A 24731-nucleotide genomic window follows, 5' to 3' on the forward strand; every position below is an offset into this window, starting at 1 on the left:
CGACAAAGGCCGGGGACGGCTCGAAAGCCCTCCCCGGCCCCGGCCGGTGTTCAACTCTTCAGCGAACCTGGTCCACGTCGACGAGGTCGACCCGGATCCCACGTCCACCGATGGCACCCACGACGGTACGCAGGGCGCGCGCGGTGCGGCCGTTACGGCCGATCACCTTGCCGAGGTCGTCGGGGTGAACCCTGACCTCCAGCACGCGTCCACGGCGCAGATCGCGCGAGGCGACCTGCACATCGTCGGGGTTGTCGACGATGCCCTTCACGAGGTGCTCAAGAGCCTCCTCGAGCATGCTCAGGCCTCGGTCGACTCGGTGGACGCGGCAGCGTCGGCCGCCTCGTCCGCCTTCTTGTCCGACTTCTTGGCCTTCTGGGTGATGGCCTCACCCTTGGCCTCGTCGCCGTCCGTGGCCAGGGCCTCGAACAGGGCGCGCTTGTCAGCCTTGGGCTCCGGCTGCAGGAGCGGCGCGGGGGCCGGGAGGCCCTTGTGGGCCTGCCAGTCACCGGTGAGCTTCAGGATCGCGAGGACGGGCTCGGTCGGCTGGGCGCCGACAGACAGCCAGTACTGTGCGCGCTCCGCGTTGACCTCGATGCGGGAAGGGTTCTGCACCGGGTGGTACAGACCGATCTCCTCGATGGCCCGGCCGTCACGGCGGGTACGGGAGTCGGCGACGACGATGCGGTAGTGAGGCGAACGGATCTTGCCCAGACGCTTCAGCTTGATCTTGACTGCCACGGAAGTGGTCTCTCCTGGTCTGTGACGTGGTTGGGCACAAAAGATGCCACGTGGGGTTGCGGTACTCGGGTGCCCGATGGACGCGTCAGCCGGAGGAGAGAGGGGTCCTGTGCGACTGTCGAGTACAGCTGACCATTGTGCCACACCCCATGGGGTCACCCCACCGCGACCGCCGCTTCCGGGATACGGAAGGGCTTGCCGCACCCGCCGCACATGATCGGCGCCTGGGCGAGGACGGACGGGACGACGCGGACGTTGCGACCGCAGTCGCAGACGGCCTTGACCCGCACGCCTCCCCCGGACGAACCGTGCCGGGCGGCGGGACCGCGGAACGAGCGCTTGGTGTCCGCGGCCGTGGCGACGGTGTGCGCCTTGAGAGCGCGCTGCAGCCGCTCCGCCGTGGGACGGTATCTGCGTTTGGCCTCGGTATTCAGGGTCACCAGCGAGAATCCGCTGCTGGGGTGGGGCTCCTCGGCATGGTCGAGGCCCAGCTCCTCGGCGATCGCGAGGAAGCGTCGATTGTGGTAGCGGCCCGCTCGCGAGGTGTCCCGGACACCTCGTGCGGCGGCGATGCCGTGGACTGCCTCATGGAGCAGCCGTTCGAAGGAGAGCTCGGCGCCACAGGCGGACGAGGACTCTCCGATCAGGGACTCTGGCGCGGCAAGATCGGGCAGCTCGGGGTGGTACCGCTGAATGTCGGCCCACGCCTGTGCCAGCTCTGCGGCAAGTACAGGTGGTGTCGTGCTCACGTCGTGACAACGAGCCTGAGCGCTCCGGTGTTCCTATTCCGGGGCATCCCAAATAATTTGCACGTACCAGTCAGTTTCCCTCCATGCGCCGCGACGAGGGCGGGTGCGCAGATCAGCGGAGAAGCATCACAGCTCGCACCAAGGTAGGACGTAGCCGCACGTACGCACCGGCGCGGACCCGGCACCCTCAGGGGACATTACCCGGGACGGAGCAGAGGCGGCACACCGGCGGCAGGGCGGGCGCGGAGCGCTCGACGTGCTGCGCCCGGCGTGTCGGGTAAGACTGTGAGGAAGCGAGCGGCCGGCGCGTCGCACCCCGGCGTCCGCGCGCACCGCGCGACGCCGGGGGCGCACGACCGGAGCACGCGAGCAATGTGATCCCGCCCCGTCCGACCCCTGGACGGGACCGCCGATGCGGAGTTCCCTGACATACGGGGGCTGTGGGCACACATACACAGCACACAGACATGGGGGACCTCACTCGGGCACGACCGACCTCACGGCGGATTGGGGCGCATTCCATGACACCAACGCTCGTCCGGCACCACAGGTACGCGGACTCGTCCGATCCGGTGGACGCCGGTACCCGCGCCCGTGACTGGGCCGAGATCCAGGAGCGCATGCTCGCGCCCCTCTACGAGGCGGTGTACGAGCGCCTCGAGGTGGGCTCCGGCACGCGGATGCTCTCCCTCGACTGTGGTTCCGGGCTCGCGCTGCTGATGGCGGCGTCACGCGGGGCGCGCGTCACCGGCGTCGACAGCGACCGGGAACGGCTCGCCCTCGCCCGGGAACGGCTCCTGGCCGGCGCGGGGCAGGAGGAGGGGAGCGGGGCTCCGCGGGCCAGGCTCGTGGACAGCGTCGCGGCGGCCGGCGCGGACCGCCCGGCGCCGTACAACCTGCTGACCGCCTTCCAGCCGATCGGGTGCGCGGACGGTGACTCCGAGGGGCTCGCGCCCGCACTGGCGTCGGCGGTGCCACTGGCCGTCCGCGGGACCACGGTGGTGCTGGCCGGCTGGGGCCCGCCGGAGCGGTGTGCCACGGCTCCGGTTCTCCGGGTCGCGGCCCGGCTCACCGAGTCCGCGCGCGCCCCGCGCACCCAGGCCGGCTGGCGGCCGGCGCTGCGGGACGACCTGGAGGACGTGGCGGCACGGGCGGGACTGAAGCCGGACGGTTCCGGGCGGGTGTCCTGCCCGTTCGGATACGCGGACGTGGACAGCGCCGTGCGGGGGCTGCTGTCGACCGGCCTGTTCGACGCCGCCGTACGCGCGACGGACCGCGCCCAGGTCGAGAAGGAGATCGCGGAGGCCCTGCATCCGCATCTGCGGGCCGACGGCACGGTGTGGATGCCGAACGTCTTCCGCTACCTGGTGTGCGTGACCTGACGGGAACGCGAAGGGGCGCCCCGCCGGGCGGGGCGCCCCTTCGCGTGCGACGGGCCGGTCAGCCCATGAACTTCTTGAACTCGTCGGGGAGTTCGAAGTTCTTCTCCTCCTGGGCGGGCAGGTTGAACGCGCCACCCTGCGCCGCCTGCTCCCGGCGGGCAGCCTCGGCCTGCTCCTCGGCCTTGCGCTTCATCGGGTTGCCGCTCTTGCGCTTGCCCTTGGCCTGCTTGACCTGCTTCTTCTGACGGCCGGGACCGCCACCCATGCCCGGCATGCCGGGCATCCCGGGCATGCCGCCGCCCTGGGCCATCTTCGACATCATCTTGCGGGCCTCGAAGAAGCGCTCCACGAGGTTCTTCACCGCGGAGACCTCGACACCCGAGCCCTTGGCGATACGGGCCCGGCGCGACCCGTTGATGAGCGTGGGCTCGGCGCGCTCCTTCGGGGTCATCGACTTGATGATCGCGGCCGTGCGGTCCACGTCGCGCTCGTCGATGTTGTTGATCTGGTCCTTGATCTGTCCCATTCCGGGCAGCATCCCGAGCAGCTTGGAGATGGAGCCCATCTTCCTGACCTGCTCCATCTGCGCCAGGAAGTCGTCGAGCGTGAAGTCCTTGCCCTTGCTCGACGCCAGCTTGGAGGCCATTTTGGCGGCCTCTTCCTGGCTGAAGGTCTTCTCCGCCTGCTCGATCAGGGTGAGCAGGTCACCCATGTCGAGGATGCGGGACGCCATGCGGTCGGGGTGGAAGGCGTCGAAGTCCTCGAGCTTCTCACCGTTCGACGCGAACATGATCTGCTTGCCCGTGACGTGGGCGATCGACAGGGCAGCACCACCGCGGGCGTCACCGTCGAGCTTCGAGAGCACCACACCGTCGAAGCCGACACCGTCGCGGAAGGCCTCGGCGGTGTTGACCGCGTCCTGGCCGATCATCGCGTCGACGACGAAGAGGATCTCGTCCGGGCTGACGGCGTCACGGATGTCGGCGGCCTGCCGCATCAGTTCCTCGTCGATGCCGAGGCGGCCGGCGGTGTCGACGACGACGATGTCGTGCACCTTGGCCTTGGCGAACTCGATGGAGTCCTTGGCGACCTTGACCGGGTCGCCCACGCCGTTGCCCGGCTCCGGCGCGTACACCGCGACACCCGCGCGGTCGGCGACGACGCTCAGCTGGTTGACGGCGTTGGGCCGCTGGAGGTCGCACGCGACGAGCAGCGGGGAGTGGCCCTGGGACTTGAGCCAGAGGCCCAGCTTTCCGGCCAGGGTGGTCTTGCCCGCACCCTGCAGACCCGCGAGCATGATCACGGTGGGCGGGTTCTTCGCGAACCGCAGCCGGCGGGTCTCGCCGCCGAGGATGCCGACGAGCTCCTCGTTGACGATCTTGACGACCTGCTGGGCGGGGTTCAGCGACTGGGAGACCTCGGCGCCGCGCGCCCGCTCCTTGATGTTGGCGATGAACGCGCGCACCACGGGGAGGGCGACATCGGCCTCGAGCAGGGCGATACGGATCTCGCGAGCCGTGGCGTCGATGTCCGCCTCGGACAAGCGGCCCTTGCCCCTGAGGTTTTTGAAAGTCGCGCTAAGGCGGTCGGAGAGAGTATCGAACACGGCGCTCGTCGGTCCTCAGGGTCGGGGGCGGGGCAGGTCGGTCGCCCTCAAGGGTATCCGGACCCCGGAGAACGCAAAGCCCTCGCCCGGTTCTCGTGACGTACGGGCCCGGAGCAGGGGGTCAGCCCAGCGCCTTCTCGACCTCTCCGGCCACCTCGGCGGCCCGTTCCGGCGGGAGCGGCGCGCCTTCGGCGTCCGTGACGTAGAAGGCGTCCACGGCGTTCGCCCCGAGCGTGGAGACATGGGCGCTGCGCACCAGCACCGCACTCTGCTCCAGCGCGCGGCCGATCCGGTGCAGCAGCCCCGGGGCGTCCTGGGCACGGACCTCGATGACCGTGGCCAGCCACGATCCGGCCGCCGCGACGGTCACCCGGGGCGGCGGGGCCTTCACCCCGCGCCGCCGGGGGTAGGCGGCCTCGCGTTCGGCGAGCCTGGCCCGGATGTCGAGGGAGCCGTCCAGGGCGCGTACGAGGTCGGCGCGGAGCCTGGCGGCCTGCGGGAGCGAGCCGTACTCGGCCGCTACCCGCCAGCTGAGCACCAGGAGATCGGCCGTGCCTCCCAGCTCGGTCGGCAGCTCGACGGCCCGCAGGTCGGCGGCGCGGACGGTGAGGCGGTGCAGGGCCAGCACCCCGGCAGCGGCGGGCAGCACCCCGGGGCGGTCGGGCAGGGCGATGAGGAGTTCGACGCCGATGGGCTCGGGTTCGCCGTCCTCGGAGGGCGTTTCCGGCCGGGTGTGCAGCGACAGTACGGGTTCGCCGGTGCGCAGGGCCTCGACGGCCAGACGCTCCTGCTCGGCGCTGGGGGCGAGAGGTTCCGGCACCGGCGGCTCCTCCCCGGCGAGGAGCGCGGCGACGCGCCTGACCAGGTCGGCGACGAGCGAGGCGCGCCAGGCACTCCAGGCGGCGGGGCCGGTGGCCAGCGCGTCGGCCTCGGTGAGCGCGTGCAGGAGTTCCAGCGTGGAGGCACTGCCGACGGCGGTGGCGACGGAGCGTACGGTCGCCGGGTCGTCGAGGTCGCGCCGGGTGGCCGTGTCGATGAGCAGCAGGTGATGGCGCACGAGTGCGGCCACGACACCGACGTCCTGCTTGTCGAAGCCGATGCGGGTGGCCATGTCGCGGGCGATGACCTCGCCGGCCACGGAGTGGTCCCCGGGCCATCCCTTGCCGATGTCGTGCAGCAGGGCCGCGACGAGGAGCAGGTCGGGGCGGCCGACCCGGCGGGTGAGGTGGGACGCGCGGACGGCCGTCTCGACGAGGTGGCGGTCGACGGTCCAGGTGTGGACGGGGTTGCGCTGCGGCCGGCAGTGGACCCGCTCCCAGTCGGGCAGCAGGCGGGTGATGATGCCCTCCGACTCCAGGGCCTCCCAGACCCCCACGGTCGCTGCCCCGGCGCCGAGGAGGGTGACGAGTTCCTCGCGGGCCTGGGGAGGCCACGGCACGGGCAGCGGCTGGGCGGCGGTGCTCAGGTGGCGCACGAGGTGGCGGGAGAGCGGCAGTCCGGCCTCGGCCGCGGCGGCCGCCGCGCGGAGGGTGAGCACGGGGTCGCGTTCCGGGCGTGCGGTGCGGGCGAGGACGACCTCGCCGTCGGCCTCGACGACGCCGTCGGCGAGCGGGGTGCGCTCGGGGGCGGCCTTGGCGCCACCGCCGAGGAGGGTCCGCAGCCGGGGGCGTGCCGAGCGGGAGCGCAGGACACGGTTGACCTCGCGCCAGGTGACGTCGGTGGCGTACGAGACGGTCCGCGCGGCCTCGTACACCTGGCGCAGCAGGGCGTCGGCGTCGAGGAGGCCGAGGGCCCCGGCGACCTGGTCCTGTTCCTGCAGGGCGAGGCGGTCGGTGGCCCGTCCGGTCGTGAGGTGGAGGGCGTCGCGGGCGTCGAGCAGGGTGCGCCGGGCCTCGGCGAGCCCTTCGCGGGGGGCGTCGGCGACCCAGGAGGCGGCGACGGCGCGCAGGGCGGTCGCGTCGCGGAGGCCTCCGCGGGCCTCCTTGAGGTCGGGTTCGAGGAGGAACTGCAGTTCGCCCATGCGTTCGGCGCGCTCGCGGCAGAGCTCGTCGAGGGCCGGCAGGCGCTTGGGGGCCTGGTTCCGCCAGTCGGCGAGGATCGCGGTCCGCAGTCCGGCGACGAGGCCGATGTCACCGGCGACGGGCCGCGCGTCGAGCAGTCCGAGCTGCACCTTGAGGTCGTCCGCCGCGGTGCCGCGTGCCTCGCCGGGGGTGCGTACGGAGTGGTCGAGGGCGAGGCCGAGGTCCCAGACGGGGTACCAGATTCCGTCGGCGAGGGCGGCGACCGCCGAGGCGTCGGCGGTGCCGTCGTGCAGGAGCAGCAGGTCGAGGTCGCTGCGGGGGGAGAGTTCGCCGCGGCCGTACCCGCCGACGGCGACGAGGGCCGCTCCCCGGATGCCCGCCCGCTGGGCGGCCGTGGTGAACAGTCCGGTCAGCCAGTCGTCGGTGAGCCGGGCGAGGGCCGCACGGCGCGGCGGCCCGGACCGCACCTCCTCCTGAAGGAGGCGCAGCCGGGCCGCCGCGTAGCCGCTGGGTCCCGAGTCCTCGGATTCGGTGGTCACTTCGGTGCTCGTCACCCAGCTGCCTTTCCGTTCACAGGATCCGTCGGTCAGAGTGCGTCCGGGCCGCGTTCGCCCGTCCGTACGCGGATGGCCGTGTCGACCGGGACGCTCCAGACCTTTCCGTCACCGATCTTGCCCGTCCTGGCGGCCTTGACCACCACGTCGATGAGCTGTTCGGCGTCCTCGTCCTCGACCAGCACCTCGATGCGGATCTTGGGGACGAGGTCGACGGTGTACTCGGCGCCCCGGTAGACCTCGGTGTGGCCGCGCTGACGCCCGTAGCCGCTGGCCTCCGTGACCGTGAGGCCCTGGACGCCGAAAGCCTGGAGGGCCTCCTTGATCTCGTCCAGCCGGTGCGGCTTCACGACTGCGGTGATGAGCTTCATGCGTCCACCTTCTTGTTCGTCGGGGCTGCCCCGTTACCGGGCGCCGATGCCGTGGTGCGCGGGGCGGAGCCGCCGCCGGCGCCGCTGAAGTCGTAGGCGGTCTCGGCGTGCTCGACCTGGTCGATGCCGGAGATCTCGTCGTCCTCGCTGACGCGCATCCCGATGGTCTTGTCGAGGAGGAGGGCCAGGAGTGCGGAGACGACGAGAGAGTACGCGAGGACCGCGAAGACACCGACGGCCTGCTTGCCGAGCTGGTCGAGTCCGCCGCCGTAGAAGAGGCCCTTGGCGTCGGACTGCACTCCGCCGGTGGCGAAGAAGCCGATGAGCAGGGAGCCGAGCACACCGCCGACGAGGTGGACGCCGACGACGTCGAGGGAGTCGTCGTAGCCGAACCTGTACTTCAGACCGACCGCCATGGCGCACAGGACACCGGCGATCACACCGATCGCGATGGCGCCGAGCGGGCTGACCGCACCGCCCGCGGGGGTGATGGCGACGAGGCCCGCGACGGCGCCGGAGGCGGCGCCGAGGGTGGTGAAGGAGCCGTGGCGGACCTTCTCGTAGGCGAGCCAGCCGAGGACCGCCGCACCGGTGGCGACCTGCGTGTTGACGAACATGACGGCACCGACACCGTCGTCGTTGCCGAGCCACGAGCCGGCGTTGAAGCCGAACCAGCCGAACCACAGGAGAGCCGCGCCGAGCATGACGAGCGGCAGGCTGTGCGGCCGCATCGGGTCCTTCTTGAAGCCCACCCGCTTGCCGATGACGAGGATCACGCCGAGGGCGGCGGCACCCGCGTTGATGTGGACGGCCGTACCACCGGCGAAGTCGATGACACCCAGCTCGAAGAGCCAGCCGCCGGCACCCCAGACCCAGTGGGCGACCGGGAAGTAGACCACCGTGACCCAGAGGGTGATGAACAGCGCCCAGGAGGTGAACTTGACACGGTCCGCGAGGGCGCCGCTGATGAGGGCGGGCGTCAGGACGGCGAACATCAGCTGGAAGACCGCGAAGACGTACACCGGGATGGTGTAGCCGTCCCACAGCTCGGTGACCCCGATCCCGCTGAGGCCGACGTAGTCCGAGCTCCATCCGATGACGGAGCCGACGTCGGTGCCGAAGGCGAGACTGAATCCGTAGAGCACCCACAGGATCGTGACGATCCCGAGGCTGATGAAGCTCATCATCAGCATGTTCAGGGTGCTCTTGACGCGGACCATGCCTCCGTAGAAGAAGGCCAGACCCGGGGTCATGAGCATCACCATGGCGGTGCAGATGAGCATGAACCCTGTGTTGGCGGCAGACAGCTCGGGGGCGTCTGCGGCAAGCGTCGTGATGCCTGGGGGCATCGGCGTCTCCTCGTCGTCGGTGCGGCCTCGTGCGGGGGTGCGGGACCACGGTGAAAAGGTGCGGGCCGGTTATGCGCCATGACATTCGCGCAACGCGGTTTCCACGAATGCCGCACGATGTTTCGCCGCAGTGACGAAGGGGGCCCACGTGTTACGTACCGATGAACCACCGGTGCCGGACCCGGTGCGCTGCCTACCATGCCCGCAGCGCCGCATACGGTGCGGGCGGCACGCCCCGGGACGTGAACCGGCCACGACAGCGACCCGCTGACCTGGCAATGGGGGAGCCGAGTCGGGTGGTACGGGGCGGCTGTCGTGGCCGGTGGTGCGGGTGCCGGTCAGACCGCTTCGGCGGTCTCCGGGAGCTGCTCGGTGAGCAGGTCGGTCAGCAGGGCGACCTCGGGGATGTCACCGAAGTCCCTGGCAGCGGTGTCGACGGTCTTGCGGAGCCTGGTGTTGACGCGCTCCGATCTCACCTTCTTGGCGATCTTCAGGGCCCGGGTGGCCAGCACCGTCGACTCCTCCGGCTCGCGCTTGAGGAGATGCACCGTGGCCATGCCGATCAGATTCAGGGCGTAGGACCTCTGGTGCTCGTCGTCGTCCCCGAAGAGGTCCACGGCGCGGGCCATGACGGGCTCCGCGAGTGAGGCGTAGGTGGGGCTGCGGCCCGCCACGTAGGCGAGGTCACGGTAGGAGTGGGCGTTCTCGCCGTGCAGTTCCGCGTCGGAGAAGAAACGGATCCAGTCGGGCTCGGGCTCGTCGTCGAGCACGGCGTCGGCGAAGGTGTCCTCGGCCATCCGGACCGCTCGCTTGCACCTGCTCGGCTGGCCCATGTTGGCGTACGCGCGCGCCTCCATCGCATACAGCATGGCCTGGGTCCTGGCGGTGGCGCACTCCCGGCTTCCGTACTGGGCGAGGTGGATGAGTTCCAGTGCGTCGTCGGGCCGGCCGAGGTGGATCATCTGCCGGCTCATGCTGGAGAGGATGTACGAGCCGAGCGGCTTGTCCCCCGCCTCCTTGGAGGCGTGCAGCGCGAGTACGAAGTACTTCTGCGCGGTGGGCTGGAGGCCCACGTCGTAGCTCATCCAGCCCGCCAGCTCGGCCAGCTCGGCGGCGCAGCGGAAGAGCCGCTTCGAGGTGGCCTCGGGCTGGGGTTCCTGCAGCAGGTCGGTGACTTCGTGCAGCTGGCCCACGACGGCTTTGCGGCGCAGCCCGCCGCCGCACTGGGCGTCCCACTGACGGAACATCGCCGTGGTGGACTCCAGCAGGTCGAGCTCCGGCCCGGAGAGCCGGGACGGCCGGCTCACCGCGACCTGGCGCTCGGGTTCGCCGTGCGCCGCCGGGGCCACGGGGACCAGCCAGCGCTGCATGGGTTCGATGAGAGTGGGCCCCGCGGCCAGGGCGAGCGAGCTGCCGAGGAATCCGCGCCGGGCGAGCATGAGGTCGCTGCGGGAGAACTCGCTGAGCAGGGCGACGGTCTGGGGACCGGCCCAGGGCAGGTCCACGCCCGCTACCGAGGGTGCCTGGTGGGTGGCGCGCAGTCCGAGGTCCTCGACGGCGACCACGGTGCCGAAGCGCTCGGAGAAGAGCTCCGAGAGGATGCGCGGGATCGGTTCGCGGGGCTGCTCGCCGTCGAGCCAGCGGCGCACCCGGGAGGTGTCGGTACTGATGTGGTGGGCGCCCATCTGGCGTGCCCGGCGGTTCACCTGCCGGGCGAGCTCCCCCTTCGACCAGCCGCTGCGCACGAACCACGAACCCAACCGCGCGTTGGAGCGCTTTCCGGCATCCGTCTCGCCTGCGCCGCTGCCACTCACTGGAACGCCCCCATCCCGCTGAAACCCGTCGCGCGAACCTCTATCAGAATGCCGTGCCTCGGTGCCGTCTGTACGCGCGTTGCGCACCATCGAACAGATCATCGGATTGCCCGGGGCATACCCGGGCGCACATGCAATTGCAGGTTCGAGTACCGACGGTAATCCTACGATCACCGTCGCCGCGAGGGTGATTGCTGAAACGCCACCATTCGCCACCCCTTCGGATGAACCCGCTCCGGGCAGTCCGCGATTGACTTGACAGACCGCGATCAGCAGCAGGCGGAGTGAAGCGTTCTGGGGCGCGGGAGCCGCATCGCGCACCCCTTGTACGCCACCCCCACGCGCCGCCGGTCCGGGGCGGCCGCGGATGCCTTCGGAGACTCCGGGTCGTAACCACCGGTGAGTCGGACCCGTTGGAGGGGGCATGGGCTTCACGATCGGCGGCATCCGGGAGATGCGCCCGGGCGGCGCGCGGCGACGCGGCCGTGCGGGCTGGGCGACGGCGGTGGCCGAGTACACGGGTTTGTGGGGCTGGGCCGTGACGCCCGGCGCGCGAGCGGCCGCAGGGGTCTGCTCGTGCGGCGACCCCGGGTGCGCCGCCCCCGGCGCCCACCCGCTGGGCTTCGCGCCGGAGGTCCCGCCCGGCGCCACCCTCGGCATGGCCGCGGACGCCTGGGCCGAGGTGCCGGGCGCGTCGGTGCTGCTCCCCGTCGGCCGGAGCTTCGACGTGCTCGACGCCCCCGAGACCGCCGGCCGCCGCGCGCTGGTCCGGATGGAACGGATGGGAGTGCCGCTCGGGCCGGTGGCCGTCACCCCGACAGGGCGCGCCCAGTTCTTCGTCGCCCCAGGGGCAGCCGCCGGACTGCCCGGCCTGCTCTACCGGATGGGCTGGGACGACGCGGATCTGGACCTGAGGGCGCTCGGGGCGGGCACGTACATCACGGCTCCGCCCTCGGACCTCGGCGGCCTCGGTCCCGTCCGCTGGCTGCGGCCGCCGGCGCCCGGGACGGCCGCCGCTCCCCCGCAGGCCAGGCTGCTGCTCGGCACGCTCGCCTACATATGTCACCGGTGGTGAGCGCCGAAGGGCGGTGAACCCCTCGGTCCACCGCCCTTCGCAACGCACCCTGCCTCGGTCAGTCGCCGATCAGCGCGTCCACGAAGGCGCCCGGCTCGAACGGGGCCAGGTCGTCCGGGCCCTCGCCGAGGCCGATGAGCTTCACCGGGACCCCCAGCTCGCGCTGCACGGCGATGACGATGCCGCCCTTCGCGGTGCCGTCCAGCTTGGTCAGGACGATGCCGGAGATGTCGACGACCTCGGCGAACACCCGCGCCTGCACCAGGCCGTTCTGTCCGGTGGTGGCGTCCAGGACGAGCAGGATCTCGTCGAGCGGACCGTGCTTCTCCACGACGCGCTTGACCTTGCCGAGCTCGTCCATCAGGCCGGTCTTGGTGTGGAGCCTGCCCGCGGTGTCGATGAGCACCACGTCGGCGCCCTCGGCGATACCTTCCTTCACCGCGTCGAAGGCGATCGACGCGGGGTCGCCGCCCTCGGGACCGCGCACCGTGCGTGCGCCGACGCGCTCACCCCAGGTCTGGAGCTGGTCGGCCGCGGCGGCGCGGAAGGTGTCGGCGGCACCGAGAACGACGCTGCGGCCGTCGGCGACGAGCACGCGGGCGAGCTTGCCCGTCGTGGTGGTCTTGCCGGTGCCGTTGACGCCGACGACCATGACGACACCGGGAGTCTCCGCGCCGCCCTCCGTCTTCACCTCGCGGTCGAGACCGGGACCGAGCAGCGTGATGAGCTCCTCGCGCAGGAGTGCGCGCAACTCGTCGGGCGTACGGGTACCGAGGACACGGACCCGCTCGCGGAGGCGTTCCACGAGCTCCTGGGTGGGGGCCACGCCGACATCGGCGGTGAGGAGGGTGTCCTCGATCTCCTCCCAGGTGTCCTCGTCGAGGTTGTCGCGGGACAGGAGCGTGAGCAGCCCCTTGCCCAGGGTGTTCTGCGAACGGGCGAGCCGGGTGCGCAGGCGCACCAGGCGGCCCGCGGTGGGCTCGGGTACTTCGAGCTGGGGGATCTCCGGCTCGAGGACCACCGGGGTGTCCTCGACGGGAGTCCCGGTGCCGGGGAGACCGACCTCCTCGATGGTGCGCCGCGCTTCGTCGCGCGACGTCTCGGCTTCCTCGCCGACATGGGGCTCGGCGGGAGGAGTGATGGTCGGCGTGCTCGACGGTGCCGAGGGCGGCAGCTGCTTCTTCTTGCGGCTGCTGACCACGAGCCCGCTGATCAGGCCGACCGCGACCAGGGCGATGACTACAGCAAGGATGACGATGTCCATAACGTGTCCAGTATCGGCCACGGGCGCGGCCCGGGCGCGGTTCCGGACGGCGGCAGCGGAGACCGTCGGGGCGGTATGCCACTTTTGGGGGTAAAGGTACGCTGCTGCCCGTGGAAAACCGCGGCCTGGATCCCGTACCCGACGCCGAGCGCACCGGCCGGGTCCCCGCACTGTTCCCCACGTGGGTGACGGCGAACCTGACGGTGCTGCTGCTGATCGTGGGCGCCGGACTCACCGTCTTCAACGGGCTGAACCTGTGGCAGGTGCTGGTGGTGGGACTCACCGCACCCGTGCTCTCGTTCGGGCTCGTCGGCCTCGTGTCGATCACGGGCAAGCGCGGCGGCGCACCCGGCATGGCGCTGTCCCGTGCGGTGTTCGGGCAGCGCGGCAACCTCCTGCCGGGGTCCGTCCTGTGGGTGGCCCGCTGGGGGTGGGAGACCGTCAACGCGGTCACGGGTTCCTACGCGCTGCTGGCCGTGCTGCACCTGCTGTTCGGCCTGCGCAGGAGCCACACGCTGATCCTGCTGACCCTGACGGCCTTCGTCGGCGCGGGCTTCCTGGTCTCGGGCCTCGGCTTCCGGGCCCTTCGGCTCTGCTCCCGGTCCTCGGCCTGGCTGTTCGGCGGCGCGAGCCTGCTCGTGCTGGCCCACCTCGCGGCCTCGACCCCCTGGCGGTCCGTCCTCGACCGGCCGCCCGCCCCGGCAGCGCTGCTGATCGCGGGGATCGGGACGCTGGCCGCCGGTGGGATCAGCTGGGTCCCGTCCGCCCCCGACTTCGCCCGCTACCTGCCGCGTTCCGCGTCCGGCCCAGGGATGGTCTGCGCGGCCGTGGGCGGCGCCCTCGTCACCGTGCTGCCGATGGTGGCGATGGGCGCGGTGATGGCGGTGAGCTCCCCCGGCCTGGCGGTCACGAGGGATCCGGTTTCCTTCATCGGCGAACTGCTGCCGACGTGGGTCTCGGTGCCCTATCTCCTGGCCGCCGTGCTCGGCATGGTGCTGATCAACGCGATGTCCATGTACTCCGCCGGCTTCACCGCGCAGACGCTCGGCTTCGCGATTCCCCGGGCCTGGGCCGTGGGTGTGAACGCCGGAATCAGCCTGCTGCTCGGCGGGCTGCTGATGCTCGTGGCGAGGAACTTCCTCGACACGTTCCTGTCGTTCCTGGCCCTGCTCGGCGTGACGTTCTCCGCCTGGATCGGTGTCTTCGGCGTGGACGCGCTCCGGGGCCGTACGTACGACCCGGCGGCGCTCATGGACACCGCGCCGGGCAGCGGTTACTGGTACGCCGGAGGGTTCAGCCGGCCGGCCGTGGCCGCCTGGGCCGTCGCCCTCGTGACAGGGCTGCTGTTCACCGACGTCGAGTGGTTCAGCGGCCCGCTCGCCTCCACCTGGGTGGGGCGCAGCGGTCTGGGCTGGGCTGCGACGGTCCTCGTCTCGGCGGGGGTCTACGCGCTGCTGCCGCGCCCCGTCGCCGCCACGGGCGTCCGGCCCGCCGTCTTCTGACGCCCCCACCTCGCGCCGGCCCTCGTCCACCGCACGCAGCCGCCCCGGGCGGCACGGGGCCGGACCGGGGCAGCGGGTCGGGAACGGGACAGCGGGGATCAGCCCATCTCCTCCAGCGCCTTGCCCTTGGTCTCCTTCACGAACTTGAGCACGAAGGGGATGGAGAGCACGGCGAAGCACGCGTAGATGATGTAGGTGCCCGAGAGGTTCCAGTCGGCCAGGCTCGGGAAGCTCGCGGTGATCGCCCAGTTGGCGATCCACTGCGCCGACGCGGCGACACCGAGGGCGGCGGCCCGGATCCGGTTCGGGAACATCTCGCCGAGGAAGACCCAGACCACGACACCCCACGAGAGTGCGAAGAAGAGCACGAAGACGTGGGCCGCGATCAGGGCGACGGTGCCCTCGGTGTTCGGCAGTTTGCCGTCGACCAGATTCGCGGAGAAGGCCCAGGCCTCGAACGCCAGCGCGACGGCCATGCCGATGGATCCGACGAGCGCGAGCGGCCTCCGGCCGACCCGGTCCACCAGGATCATGGCGATCACGGTGCCGATGATGTTGATGATCGACGTGGTGAACGAGTAGAAGAAGGAGTCCGTCGGGTCGATGCCGACGGACTGCCACAGCGTCGCCGAGTAGTAGAAGGCGACGTTGATGCCCACCAGTTGCTGGAAGACCGAGAGACCGATACCGACCCAGACGATCGGCAGGAAGCCGAGACGGCTCCCGAGCAGGTCGCTGAACTTGGACTTGTGCTCGCGGCGCATGGCCGTCTCGATCTCGTTCACGCGCGCGTCGAGGTCGATGTTCTTGCCCTCGACCTCTTCGAGGATCTTGCGGGCACGGTCCCTCTTGCCGACGGAGATCAGGAAGCGCGGCGACTCGGGGATGGCGAAGGACAGCAGCCCGTAGAGGATCGCCGGGACGACCATCACCCCGAGCATCCACTGCCACGCCTCGAGGCCGGCGATGTCGCCCCGCTGGTCGCCGTCGGCGATCTGCAGGATGCCGTAGTTGACCAGCTGCGAGATGGCGATGCCGATGACGATGGCGGCCTGCTGGAACGAGCCGAGGCGGCCTCGGTAGGCGGGCGGTGAGACCTCGGCGATGTAGGCCGGGCCGATGACGGAGGCCATGCCGATCGCGAAGCCGCCGATGATCCGCCACATGGCGAGGTCCCAGAGGGCGAACGGCAGCGCCGACCCGACGGCGCTGATGGTGAAGAGCACCGAGGCGATCTGCATGCAGCGGATACGGCCGATGCGGTCGGCGATGCGTCCCGCGGTGGCCGCTCCGATCGCACAGCCGATCAGGGCGATGGCGATGACCTGTGCGAGCGTGCCCGACCCGATGTCGTAACGGTCGCGGATGGCTTCGACCGCGCCGTTGATGACGGAACTGTCGTAGCCGAAGAGGAAGCCGCCCATCGCCGCGGCCGCCGTGATGAAGATGACATGGCCGAGATGATCCGGGTGGGCATCCCGGGCTCCGGACTCCGGTCCGCGCGCTGTGCTGGTCACATGAACTCCTGGTACCTGGCCGCAACGTCAGGTGTGGGGGGTGAGCCCTCTTAGTGGCGCACAACACCTCACCGACCACCACTTGAAGCTAAACGCGGCGTCACTGAGGCTGTGCATTCAAATTTTGAAGTCAAGATGCGCCTCCGGCGAAGGCGTGGCCCCACACCTGCCCAGGAATCCCCGCATCACACTGTGAAGTGTTGAAGATCGAGTAAAGAAGCCCTGGCGTGCTGTCAGGCCGGGCGGCGCGTCTCCCGGCGAATCCGCTGGCTGATCACCTTCGACACCCCGTCGCCCTGCATCGAGACCCCGTACAGCGCGTCGGCGACCTCCATCGTCCGCTTCTGATGTGTGATCACGATGAGCTGGGAAGTCTCCTGGAGCTCCTCCATGAGCCGGATCAGCCGCTGCAGATTGGTGTCGTCCAGGGCCGCCTCGACCTCGTCCATGACGTAGAAGGGACTCGGCCGCGCCTTGAAGATGGAGACCAACAGGGCAACGGCCGTAAGGGATCTCTCGCCTCCCGACAGCAGTGAGAGCCGCTTGACCTTCTTGCCCGGCGGCCGGGCCTCCACGTCGAGGCCGGTCGTCAGCATGTTGTCCGGATCGGTGAGGACCAGCCGTCCCTCACCCCCCGGGAAGAGCCGTGAGAAGACGCCCTCGAACTCACGGGCGGTGTCACGGAACGCCTCGGTGAACACCTGCTCGACCCGCTCGTCGACCTCCTTGATGACCTGCATCAGGTCGGCCCGGGTCTTCTTCAGGTCTTCGAGCTGCTCGGAGAGGAACTTGTGCCGTTCTTCCAGTGCCGAGAACTCCTCCAGGGCGAGAGGATTCACCTTCCCGAGTTGCTGGTACGCCCGTTCGGCCGCCTTCAGCCGCTTCTCCTGCTCGGCCCTGACGAAGGGCTTCGGAAGGTTGCGCGGGTGCTCGGGATCGGCCGGCAGCTCCTCGCCCTCGGCGGCGGGCGACGGCGGTACCGGCTGCTCCGGTCCGTACTCGGCGGCCAGGGCCGCCGGCTCGACACCGAAGTCCTCCAGCGCCTTCGCCTCGACCTGCTCCATGCGCAGCCGCTTCTCGGCCCCGAGCACCTCGCCGCGGTGCACCGAGTCGGTGAGCCGGTCGAGCTCGCTCTTGAGGTCACGGCCCCTGCCGCGTTCCGCAGCGAGCTCCCGCTCCCGCTCAGCCTTGGCCGCCTCGGCACGGGTCCGCTCCTCGTCCGCCCGTACGACCGAGACCTCCACGTGGGCGAGCAGCTGCCGGGCCCCCGAGGCCACCGCCTGGGCGACGGCGGCCTCGTGGCGCAGCCGGGCACGGCGCTGCTCGGCCCGGGCGCGGGCCTCACGCTCCGCGCGGGCCCCCCGGTCCAGGGAGTCCGCCCGGCCGGCCAGCGCCTTGACCCGCTCCTCGTGGGTGCGGGCCTGGAGACGTGCCTCCATCTCGGTCTGACGCGCGTTGGCACCGTCGGCGGCGAGCCGGTCCCGTACGGATGTGTCCGGCTCCTCCTCGACGGGCGTCTCCTGGGCGACCAGCAGACGTTCCGCCAGTTCCCCGGCCTCCTCGGTGGCCCGCTCCAGCGCCTCCTGCGCCCGGAGCGCTGCGGCCGTCGTACGCTCCGCCTCCCCCACGGCGCCGCGGGCCTGCCCGGCCAGCCGTCCCAGGTGCTGCGCGACCCCCGACTTCTCGCGGTCGGCGGCCCTGCGCCGCTCCCCCAGCTCCTCCACCAGCGCTGCGGTGTCACCGCGCCGCGCGGCCGCGGCGCGCCGGTCCGAGGCGAGTTCCTCGCACCGGACCTCCAGCTCCGCCAGTTCGGCGGCCGCCTCGTCGACGGAGGCCTGCACCTCGAGCAGGCTGGGAGCCCCGGCGGACCCGCCGTGCGCGAAGTGGGCGCCCAGGACGTCGCCCTCGGCGGTGACCGCGGTCAGACCGGGGTGTGCGGCGACCAGCTCCTCGGCGTCCTCCAGCGTCCCGACCACGACCATGTCGCGCACCAGGCGCCGTACGCGGCCGAGCAGTTCGGCGGGTCCGTGCAGCAGACCCGCCACCTGGGGCGCGGGGCAGTCCCCGGTGGCGACGGCGAGGGCGGACGGGGAGTGCGCGGGCTGTCCGGCGGGCACCGCGGCGCCGTGCTCCGCCCCCGATGCCTGCCCGGGCACCTGGCCCGCGGCGGTGGTGGCCGGCGGCCCCTGCGGCTGCTCCGCCCCCTGCGCGGGCACCAGCCCCGGGCCGGCACCGCCCGGTACCAGCGCCGCACGGCCCGCGTCCTGCTTGCGCAGCAGACGGATCGCCTCCGCGGCCGTGGCCGGATCCGTCACCGCGACCGCGTCGGCTGCCGCGCCCAGCGCCGCCGCCACCGCGACCTCATGTCCCGGGGATACGGTGAGCAGCTCGGCCAGGGGGCCGAGCAGCCCGGGGAGCCGGTCGCCCGCGCCCAGCAGCACCCCGGTGCCGTCCTTGCGGCGGAGCCCCAGCGACAGGGCATCGTGCCGCGCGGAGACGGCGGCGCGGCTGCGCTCCGCGGCGGTGACCTCCTCGCGCGCGGCTCCCAGTGACGCCTCGGCCGTCGCGAGCTCCCGCTTGGCCTCCTCGTGCCGCTCCGCCAGCTCGGCGTCGCCCGCGTCCATGCCCTCGACCTCGGCCTTGAGCTGCTCGTACTCCTCCTGCGCGGCGACCGCCCGCTCCTGCGCCTCGTCGCGCGCTGCGGCCAGCCGGTCGATCTCGGCCTGCGCCGAACCCGCCCGGCTGCGGGCGGCGTTGACCTGCCCGGTCAGCCGCGCGAGTCCTTCTCGCCGGTCGGCGATGGCGCGGGCCGCGTCCCGCAGCGCGCGCTCCTCGGCGGCGAGCTGCCGCTCCAGCTCCGACCGGTGTGCGGTGGTGTCCTCCAGCGCGTGCTCCGCCGCTTCGAGGGCGGCCTCCAGCTCCGCCTCCTGCTCACGGATCCGTGCGGCCTCGCGCTCCATGTCCTCGGGATCACGCCCGCGCCGTTCCTCGTCGGGCGCCCCGGTGGCACTCTTCACCCGGGCGTCGGCGAGCGAGATCGTGCCCCGTACCCGCTCGGCCAACTGGGAGAGTTCGTACCAGGTCTGCTGGGCCCGCTGCAGCCGCGGCGCCAGCCGCCGGACCTCGTCCTCCAGGTCCGCCTCACGGGCGAGCGCCGCCTTGAGTTCGGCCTCGGCGGTCTCCTTGCGCCGTTTGAGCTCGGCCTCGTCTGCGATCTCGCCGCGCAGCGCCTCCCGCAGTCCCACCAGGTCGTCGGCGAGGAGCCGCAGCCTGGCGTCGCGGAGGTCGGCCTGGATGACGGCGGCCCTGCGGGCGACGGCTGCCTGCCGTCCCAGCGGTTTGAGCTGGCGACGCAGTTCGTCGTTGAGGTCCTGGACGCGGGCGAGGTTGGCTCCCATCGCCTCGAGTTTCCGGGCCGCTTTCTCCTTGCGCCTGCGGTGCTTGAGCACACCCGCGGCCTCTTCGATGAAGGCGCGGCGTCCGGTCGGGTCGGCGTGCAGGACGGAGTCGAGCCGGCCCTGGCCGACGATGACGTGCATCTCACGGCCGATCCCGGAGTCGGAGAGGAGTTCCTGGATATCGAGCAGCCGGCAGGTGTCGCCATTGATCTGGTATTCGCTGCCGCCGTTGCGGAACATGATCCGTGTGATCGTCACTTCGGCGTACTCGATGGGAAGCGCGCCGTCGGAATTGTCGATGGTCAGCGACACTTCGGCGCGGCCGAGCGGTGGCCTCCCGGTGGTACCGGCGAAGATCACGTCTTCCATCTTGCCGCCGCGCAATGATTTGGCGCCCTGCTCACCCATGACCCAGGAGAGCGCGTCCACCACATTGGATTTGCCCGACCCATTGGGGCCGACGACGCAGGTGATCCCCGGTTCGAACCGAAGGGTCGTGGCGGAGGCGAATGATTTGAAACCACGCAGGGTCAGGGCCTTGAGGTGCACGCCGCCGGACTCTACCTTTCACTCTCGGTTTCGCTGATGAAGGTGCAGGGCACATCAGACGTTAAGCGAAGAGCGACGGACCGGGGGCGGGCCGGGGGAATGAAAGAAGGGACGCCGAAGCGTCCCTTGTACATCACGCGCGACACCGCTCATGCGGCGTTCGCACACAGCCTTGCGTGACGGATCGCGGAGTGACCCGGTCCCGGGAGATCCCCGGTGATCCAGGACAGCGATCCGTGACGAAGACATTTCATGGCTGATCCCGAGCAGCTGGCACGTTCGGCCCCACCGGACCCGGCAGGGCCTTGACGGTCAGGTCAGCGCGGGCTCCGCCTGGGGTACGTCGATGTCGATGCTGTCGAGCAGCGACTCCTGGTGGTGGGCGGCGGCGTTGAGCGCGTCGTTCTCGTCCTGGATCCGTACGAGCTCGGATTCCAGGTCCTGGACGCGCTTCTGAAGCCGTCGCATCTCGGCGAGGAGTCGCGGGTCGGAACCGCCGACGTAACCGAGAAGCGCCTTTGCCATGATGGATGGTCCTCCACACTGAGTGACCGACCGAATGCGGTGCGGGTCGTGGGAATCGCACCCGCGGTGTTCGGCAGTGATGAGTGTCCACTGCTGTTCTGCTGTCACCAGCCCTGCCGAACAGCTGAGGTGCGCGGGGTTTTCAGCGTCTCACCAAAAAGTTTGACGGTCAACACGATCACACGCCGACGGCCGGGAGTCCCGGGGGCGCGCGGCCTGTCGATCATGCGGCGCGACTCTCCTGCGGGCACCCGAGGGATAGGGAGACCTTCGTCGGAGCCGCAGCCTTGCATGACATCCACTTCTTGGCAACCATGTGCCGCCGCCAGGCGCTTTCGCAGGTCATTTCGGGTGCGGTGCCTTTCCCGCCCTCCCGGTCACGCCCGGCGCCCCGTCGGACACGAAGCGGATCCGCGCCTTCTCCCCGGGCGGCCGTCAGCGGATCGCGAATCCCTCATATCCACCGCGAGGCGTGTCCCAGATCTCAGTGACTCCGTCCACGCGACCGGGTGTGTCGTCGGAGCCGAGCCAGTCGAGCAAGCGGTGGCAATTCTCACGCGGCCCTTCCGCCACCACCTGCACCCGGCCGTCGTCGAGATTGAGGGCGAAGCCGGTGAGCGCGCCGATCTCCAAAGCATTTGCCCTGGTGAACCAGCGAAACCCTACTTGCTGTACTCGGCCGCGTACCCATACGACGAGGCGCGCATCTGTGTTCATGCCCGAACGCTAACCGGCCAATTGCACAACGAGCACGGCGCCCCAATCCGCCATGGCGTAAGGTCCCCTCGCAATAGCTCACCCGAACGGGTGAGTTTGATCAAGAATACGGTGACGTCGCAACGACGCCCGGAGCACGAGGAAGGCACAGCGCATGGGACGCCATCGACGCGCAGGCGCAGCCCCGGCCGCTGAGCAGCACGCGGCAGAAGCGGCGGGCGGGCCCCGGAGTGCACGCCGGAGGAAGCGAGCACGACGGCCCGTACGCGCCGGACTGCTCGGCATCTCGGCGGCCGTGGCCGTCGGCGCCGTCGCCGTCGCCTCCGGCCTCGTGCCCGGCGGAGACACCTACAGCGTCAGCGGCGGACCGGCCGCGGACCAGGTCCGCTCGGGCGGCGGCCCCGACCTGCTGACCCAGGGCGACGCGTCGGCCGAGCCGACCGGCGGGACCTCGGCGTCGGCCGAAGCGGGCAGCAGCGCGGACTCCTCGGCCCTGCCGTCGGCGTCCCCCTCCGCCACCCCGAGCGGGAAGCCGAGCGGCAAGCCCTCGGCGAGCGCGTCGAAGCGGGCGGCGAAGAGTCCGGAGAGGACGAAGGTTCCCGCCCTGAAGAAGAGCGCGTCGTCCCGGCAGGCCACCAAGGCCCCCACCGCCTCGAAGACCCCGTCGGCCGCCCCGACGCGTGCGGCCACCGCACCGTCGAGCCCTGCCTCCACCTCCGCGCAGGCGGCGGTGCTCGCACTGGTCAACGAGGAGCGCGCGAAGGTCGGCTGCAGCCCGGTCACCAGGAGCGCGTCGCTGACCGCGCTCGCACAGGACTTCAGCGAGGACATGGCCGCGCGGGACTTCTTCGGCCACACGGACCCGGATGGGGCGACCCCGTGGGACCGCGCTGCGGCTGCCGGTGTCGAAGGGCTCGGCGGCGAGAACATCGCCCGCGGCCAGGCCGACGCGCAGGCCGTGATGGATGCCTGGATGAACAGCGACGGTCACCGCGCGAACATTCTCAACTGCGACTACACGACGCTGGGCGTCGGCGTGCACCTCGGTGCCGGCGGCCCCTGGTGGACTCAGGACTTCGGCTTCTGATCCGCCGTCCGCGCAGCAGGCCCGAACGGCGCGCCCGCCCCTGACGTACGGGGGCGGGCGCGCTCGTCCCGTCGCGTTCCCGCTTACGCCTGTGCAGCGCTCACCGGGAGTGAGCACTGCACAGGCGTAAGCTCTCGGGCATGGCTCTGGCAGAGACGGAACACGTGCACGGCGACGAGTCGCCGTTCGACGTCTTCTCACGGCAGTGCCCCTCGCGCGGGACGCTGGAGCACGTCACGGGCCGCTGGGGCGGCCTGACCCTGGGCGCGCTGCACGAAAGCGGGGCCCGCTTCAACGAGCTGCGCCGCCGGATCGACGGTGTCAGCGAGAAGATGCTCTCCCTGACGCTGCAGGCCCTGGAGCGCGACGGTCTGGTGCACCGGGACGCCCAGCTCACCAATCCGCCACGCGTCGACTACGAGCTGACAGCCCTGGGGCGCGAGGTCGCGGGCAGGCTGCTGGACCTCATCCGCCTCGTCGAGGGCCGGATGCCCGAGGTCATCGAGGCCCGGGACCGTTACGACGCGGCTCGGGGAGCCTGAGACTCCGCGGCCGCCGCACTCAGACGCGCGGCGGGCGCTGGCAGCGGGGGCAGAAGTAGCTGGACCGGTTCATCCAGGGGCGGCGGCGGATCGGTGTGCCGCACCGGTGGCAGGGCTCGTCCTCACGTCCGTACGCGTCCAGTGACCGGTCGAAGTAGCCGGACTGACCGTTCACGTTGACGTAGAGACTGTCGAAGCTGGTGCCGCCCTGGGCCAGGGCCTCCCGCATCACGTCACGGATGTGGCCGAGCAGCTCCGCCGTCCTCGGCCGGGTCAGGGTGGCCGTCGGCCGTTCGTAGTGGAGCCGGCTGCGCCAGAGCGCCTCGTCGGCGTAGATGTTGCCGACCCCGCTGATCAGGGACTGGTCGAGCAGGGCACGCTTGACCGTGGTGCGGCGCAGACGCAGCGCCACGTGGAACGCCGTTTCGTCGAAGGCCGGGTCGAGGGGGTCGCGGGCGATGTGCGCGATGACGTCGGGCAGCCCGTCGGGGGTGTTCTCGTGGAGCGACAGTCCGCCGAAGGTCCGCTGGTCCACGAAGCGCAGCTCGGTGCCGAGGTCGTCGTCGAAGCCGATACGGATCCGCAGGTGCTTCTCGTCCGCCGCCGCGGTGGGCTGCACGAGGAGCTGACCGCTCATGCCGAGGTGGCCCAGCATCGACGAGTGCGCCTCGTCGAGAGGGACCCAGAGGTACTTCCCGCGCCGCATCGCCGTGCCGAAACGCAGGCCCCGGAGCCGCGCGGCGAAGTCCGCCCCGCCCGCGAGGTGCCGGCGGACCGCACGCGGATGCAGGACCTCGACGCCGCTCACGGTGCGGCCGGAGACCCAGCGCTCCAGACCGCGCCGTACGACTTCGACCTCGGGCAGTTCGGGCACGGCGGGCACTCCTTCGAGGGGAAAGGGACAGCGAAAACCCCCCGGTGCACGTGGCACCGAGGGGCTCCTGGACGGGTCAGGCCGGAGCGGCGCCCGAGTGCGGCGACGGGTCGGCAGGGGTGTCGGCGACCCCTCCGTCGGCAGCCGCCTTCGCCGCTGCCTCCCGCGCTTCCGCGGCGGCGCTGATCTCGCGCCAGGCGGACTCCGCCGCCTGCTGCTCCGCTTCCTTCTTGCTACGGCCGGTGCCGGTGCCGTACGAGACACCACCGACGCGAGCAGCAGCAGTAAAGGTCTTCTCGTGATCGGGTCCGGTCTCCGTGACGAGGTACTCGGGGACTCCGAGGCTCTCGCTCGCGGTGAGCTCCTGGAGACTGGTCTTCCAGTCCAGGCCGGCTCCGAGGCTCGAGGACCTGTCGATCAGCGGGTCGAAGAGCCGGTGCACCAGCTCCGAGGCCGCGCCGAGGCCCTGGTCGAGATAGACGGCGCCGATCACCGCTTCAAGGGTGTCGGCGAGGATGGAAGCCTTGTCCCGGCCCCCCGTGCCCTCTTCACCGCGGCCGAGCCGGATGAAGGAGCCGAGTTCGAGGCCGCGGCCCACTTCCGCAAGCGCACGCGAGTTGACCACCGCGGCCCGCAACTTGGCCAGCTGGCCTTCGGGCAGGTCGGGGTGGGTGCGGTACAGCGTGTCCGTGACCACCAGGCCGAGCACGGAATCCCCGAGGAACTCCAGCCGCTCGTTGGTGGGCAGACCGCCGTTCTCGTATGCGTACGAACGATGGGTCAGCGCACGCACCAGAAGGGCGGACTCGAGGTGATACCCGAGCCGCCCTTCCAGAAGCGTGTGGGACGAGGCTGTGTTGATGTTGTCTGCCTGCTTCTTGGCGCTGGACAACTCAGACATCGGGCCTCTCACCAGCCGCTCAGACCTCGAGGACCTGGCGCTTGTTGTAGGTGCCGCAGCTCGGGCACGCAATGTGCTGGAGCTTCGGCTCCTGGCAACGCTCGCACGAAACCAGGGTGGGGACCGCAGCCTTCCACTGCGACCGGCGGTGGCGCGTGTTGCTGCGCGACATCTTCCGCTTCGGAACAGCCAC

The 24731-nt window shown here is 71.1% G+C and carries 21 protein-coding genes; 5 read left to right on the top strand and 16 right to left on the bottom strand.

The window, feature by feature from the left end; genetic code table 11:
- Positions 1–58: 58 nt before the first annotated feature.
- The 3 genes from OG206_RS08950 to OG206_RS08960 all read right to left on the bottom strand — a co-directional run bounded on the left by OG206_RS08950 (position 59) and on the right by OG206_RS08960 (position 1490).
- Positions 59–298 carry an RNA-binding protein gene (locus OG206_RS08950; RefSeq protein ID WP_014153811.1) on the bottom strand — a complete coding sequence of 80 codons (240 nt, stop codon included), beginning with the start codon at positions 296–298 and terminating at the stop codon, positions 59–61.
- Between the two features lie 2 nt (positions 299–300).
- Positions 301–741, bottom strand: coding sequence for a 30S ribosomal protein S16 (gene rpsP, locus OG206_RS08955; protein WP_015578912.1), 441 nt, complete (start codon positions 739–741; stop codon positions 301–303).
- A 155-nt stretch (positions 742–896) separates the two neighbouring features.
- Positions 897–1490 (bottom strand): hypothetical protein, encoded by a 594-nt coding sequence (locus OG206_RS08960; RefSeq protein ID WP_327114050.1) that lies wholly within the window; start codon positions 1488–1490, stop codon positions 897–899.
- A 521-nt stretch (positions 1491–2011) separates the two neighbouring features.
- Here OG206_RS08960 and OG206_RS08965 point away from each other — a divergent pair.
- The gene (locus tag OG206_RS08965) at positions 2012–2872 is read left to right on the top strand and encodes an SAM-dependent methyltransferase (protein WP_327114052.1); all 861 of its coding nucleotides are present in this window, start codon (positions 2012–2014) and stop codon (positions 2870–2872) included.
- 58 nt (positions 2873–2930) lie between these two features.
- Here the strand turns inward: OG206_RS08965 and ffh are convergent, their stop codons facing one another.
- The 5 genes from ffh to nsdA form a co-directional block, all read right to left on the bottom strand.
- Positions 2931–4478 (bottom strand): signal recognition particle protein, encoded by a 1548-nt coding sequence (ffh, locus tag OG206_RS08970; protein ID WP_327114054.1) that lies wholly within the window; start codon positions 4476–4478, stop codon positions 2931–2933.
- Positions 4479–4599: 121 nt separating this feature from the next.
- Complete coding sequence (locus tag OG206_RS08975; RefSeq protein WP_327114056.1) at positions 4600–7053, bottom strand: [protein-PII] uridylyltransferase; 2454 nt, start codon at positions 7051–7053, stop codon at positions 4600–4602.
- Positions 7054–7085: 32 nt separating this feature from the next.
- Entirely contained in the window at positions 7086–7424 is a 339-nt protein-coding gene (locus OG206_RS08980; protein ID WP_033304048.1) for a P-II family nitrogen regulator, read from the bottom strand.
- Positions 7421–8773: an ammonium transporter gene (locus OG206_RS08985; protein WP_327114060.1), complete on the bottom strand. Its 1353-nt coding sequence runs from the start codon at positions 8771–8773 to the stop codon at positions 7421–7423. The genes OG206_RS08980 and OG206_RS08985 overlap by 4 nt, the downstream gene beginning before the upstream one ends.
- A 338-nt stretch (positions 8774–9111) precedes the next feature.
- Positions 9112–10587 (bottom strand): transcriptional repressor NsdA, encoded by a 1476-nt coding sequence (nsdA, locus tag OG206_RS08990; protein ID WP_327114062.1) that lies wholly within the window; start codon positions 10585–10587, stop codon positions 9112–9114.
- Positions 10588–11011: 424 nt separating this feature from the next.
- On the opposite strand from nsdA, the gene OG206_RS08995 reads away from it, so the two are divergent.
- Complete coding sequence (locus OG206_RS08995) at positions 11012–11662, top strand: bifunctional DNA primase/polymerase (RefSeq protein ID WP_327114064.1); 651 nt, start codon at positions 11012–11014, stop codon at positions 11660–11662.
- Between the two features lie 58 nt (positions 11663–11720).
- Here OG206_RS08995 and ftsY read toward each other — a convergent pair whose 3' ends face one another.
- Positions 11721–12926 carry a signal recognition particle-docking protein FtsY gene (ftsY, locus tag OG206_RS09000; protein WP_327114066.1) on the bottom strand — a complete coding sequence of 402 codons (1206 nt, stop codon included), beginning with the start codon at positions 12924–12926 and terminating at the stop codon, positions 11721–11723.
- Between the two features lie 110 nt (positions 12927–13036).
- Between ftsY and OG206_RS09005 the strand changes: the two genes are divergently transcribed.
- Entirely contained in the window at positions 13037–14428 is a 1392-nt protein-coding gene (locus OG206_RS09005; RefSeq protein WP_327114068.1) for a purine-cytosine permease family protein, read from the top strand.
- Positions 14429–14526: 98 nt separating this feature from the next.
- Here the strand turns inward: OG206_RS09005 and OG206_RS09010 are convergent, their stop codons facing one another.
- The 4 genes from OG206_RS09010 to OG206_RS09025 all read right to left on the bottom strand — a co-directional run bounded on the left by OG206_RS09010 (position 14527) and on the right by OG206_RS09025 (position 21134).
- The gene (locus OG206_RS09010) at positions 14527–15945 is read right to left on the bottom strand and encodes a sugar porter family MFS transporter (RefSeq protein WP_327114070.1); all 1419 of its coding nucleotides are present in this window, start codon (positions 15943–15945) and stop codon (positions 14527–14529) included.
- A gap of 233 nt (positions 15946–16178) precedes the next feature.
- Positions 16179–19892 carry an AAA family ATPase gene (locus OG206_RS09015; protein WP_327114072.1) on the bottom strand — a complete coding sequence of 1238 codons (3714 nt, stop codon included), beginning with the start codon at positions 19890–19892 and terminating at the stop codon, positions 16179–16181.
- 312 nt (positions 19893–20204) lie between these two features.
- Positions 20205–20417 carry a hypothetical protein gene (locus OG206_RS09020; protein WP_203182693.1) on the bottom strand — a complete coding sequence of 71 codons (213 nt, stop codon included), beginning with the start codon at positions 20415–20417 and terminating at the stop codon, positions 20205–20207.
- 435 nt (positions 20418–20852) lie between these two features.
- The gene (locus OG206_RS09025) at positions 20853–21134 is read right to left on the bottom strand and encodes an acylphosphatase (RefSeq protein WP_327114076.1); all 282 of its coding nucleotides are present in this window, start codon (positions 21132–21134) and stop codon (positions 20853–20855) included.
- 154 nt (positions 21135–21288) lie between these two features.
- On the opposite strand from OG206_RS09025, the gene OG206_RS09030 reads away from it, so the two are divergent.
- Both OG206_RS09030 and OG206_RS09035 read left to right on the top strand, forming a co-directional pair.
- Positions 21289–22221 carry a CAP domain-containing protein gene (locus OG206_RS09030; protein ID WP_327114078.1) on the top strand — a complete coding sequence of 311 codons (933 nt, stop codon included), beginning with the start codon at positions 21289–21291 and terminating at the stop codon, positions 22219–22221.
- 140 nt (positions 22222–22361) lie between these two features.
- On the top strand, positions 22362–22763 hold the full coding sequence (locus tag OG206_RS09035; RefSeq protein WP_327114080.1) for a winged helix-turn-helix transcriptional regulator: 402 nt from the start codon (positions 22362–22364) through the stop codon (positions 22761–22763).
- A 19-nt stretch (positions 22764–22782) separates the two neighbouring features.
- Here the strand turns inward: OG206_RS09035 and mutM are convergent, their stop codons facing one another.
- The 3 genes from mutM to rpmF form a co-directional block, all read right to left on the bottom strand.
- On the bottom strand, positions 22783–23637 hold the full coding sequence (gene mutM, locus OG206_RS09040; RefSeq protein ID WP_327114082.1) for a bifunctional DNA-formamidopyrimidine glycosylase/DNA-(apurinic or apyrimidinic site) lyase: 855 nt from the start codon (positions 23635–23637) through the stop codon (positions 22783–22785).
- A gap of 76 nt (positions 23638–23713) precedes the next feature.
- Entirely contained in the window at positions 23714–24538 is an 825-nt protein-coding gene (rnc, locus tag OG206_RS09045; RefSeq protein WP_327114084.1) for a ribonuclease III, read from the bottom strand.
- Positions 24539–24557: 19 nt separating this feature from the next.
- Complete coding sequence (gene rpmF, locus OG206_RS09050; protein WP_003965982.1) at positions 24558–24731, bottom strand: 50S ribosomal protein L32; 174 nt, start codon at positions 24729–24731, stop codon at positions 24558–24560.

The sequence above is a fragment of the Streptomyces sp. NBC_01341 genome, assembly GCF_035946055.1.
In the GTDB taxonomy this organism is placed as follows: Bacteria; Actinomycetota; Actinomycetes; order Streptomycetales; family Streptomycetaceae; genus Streptomyces.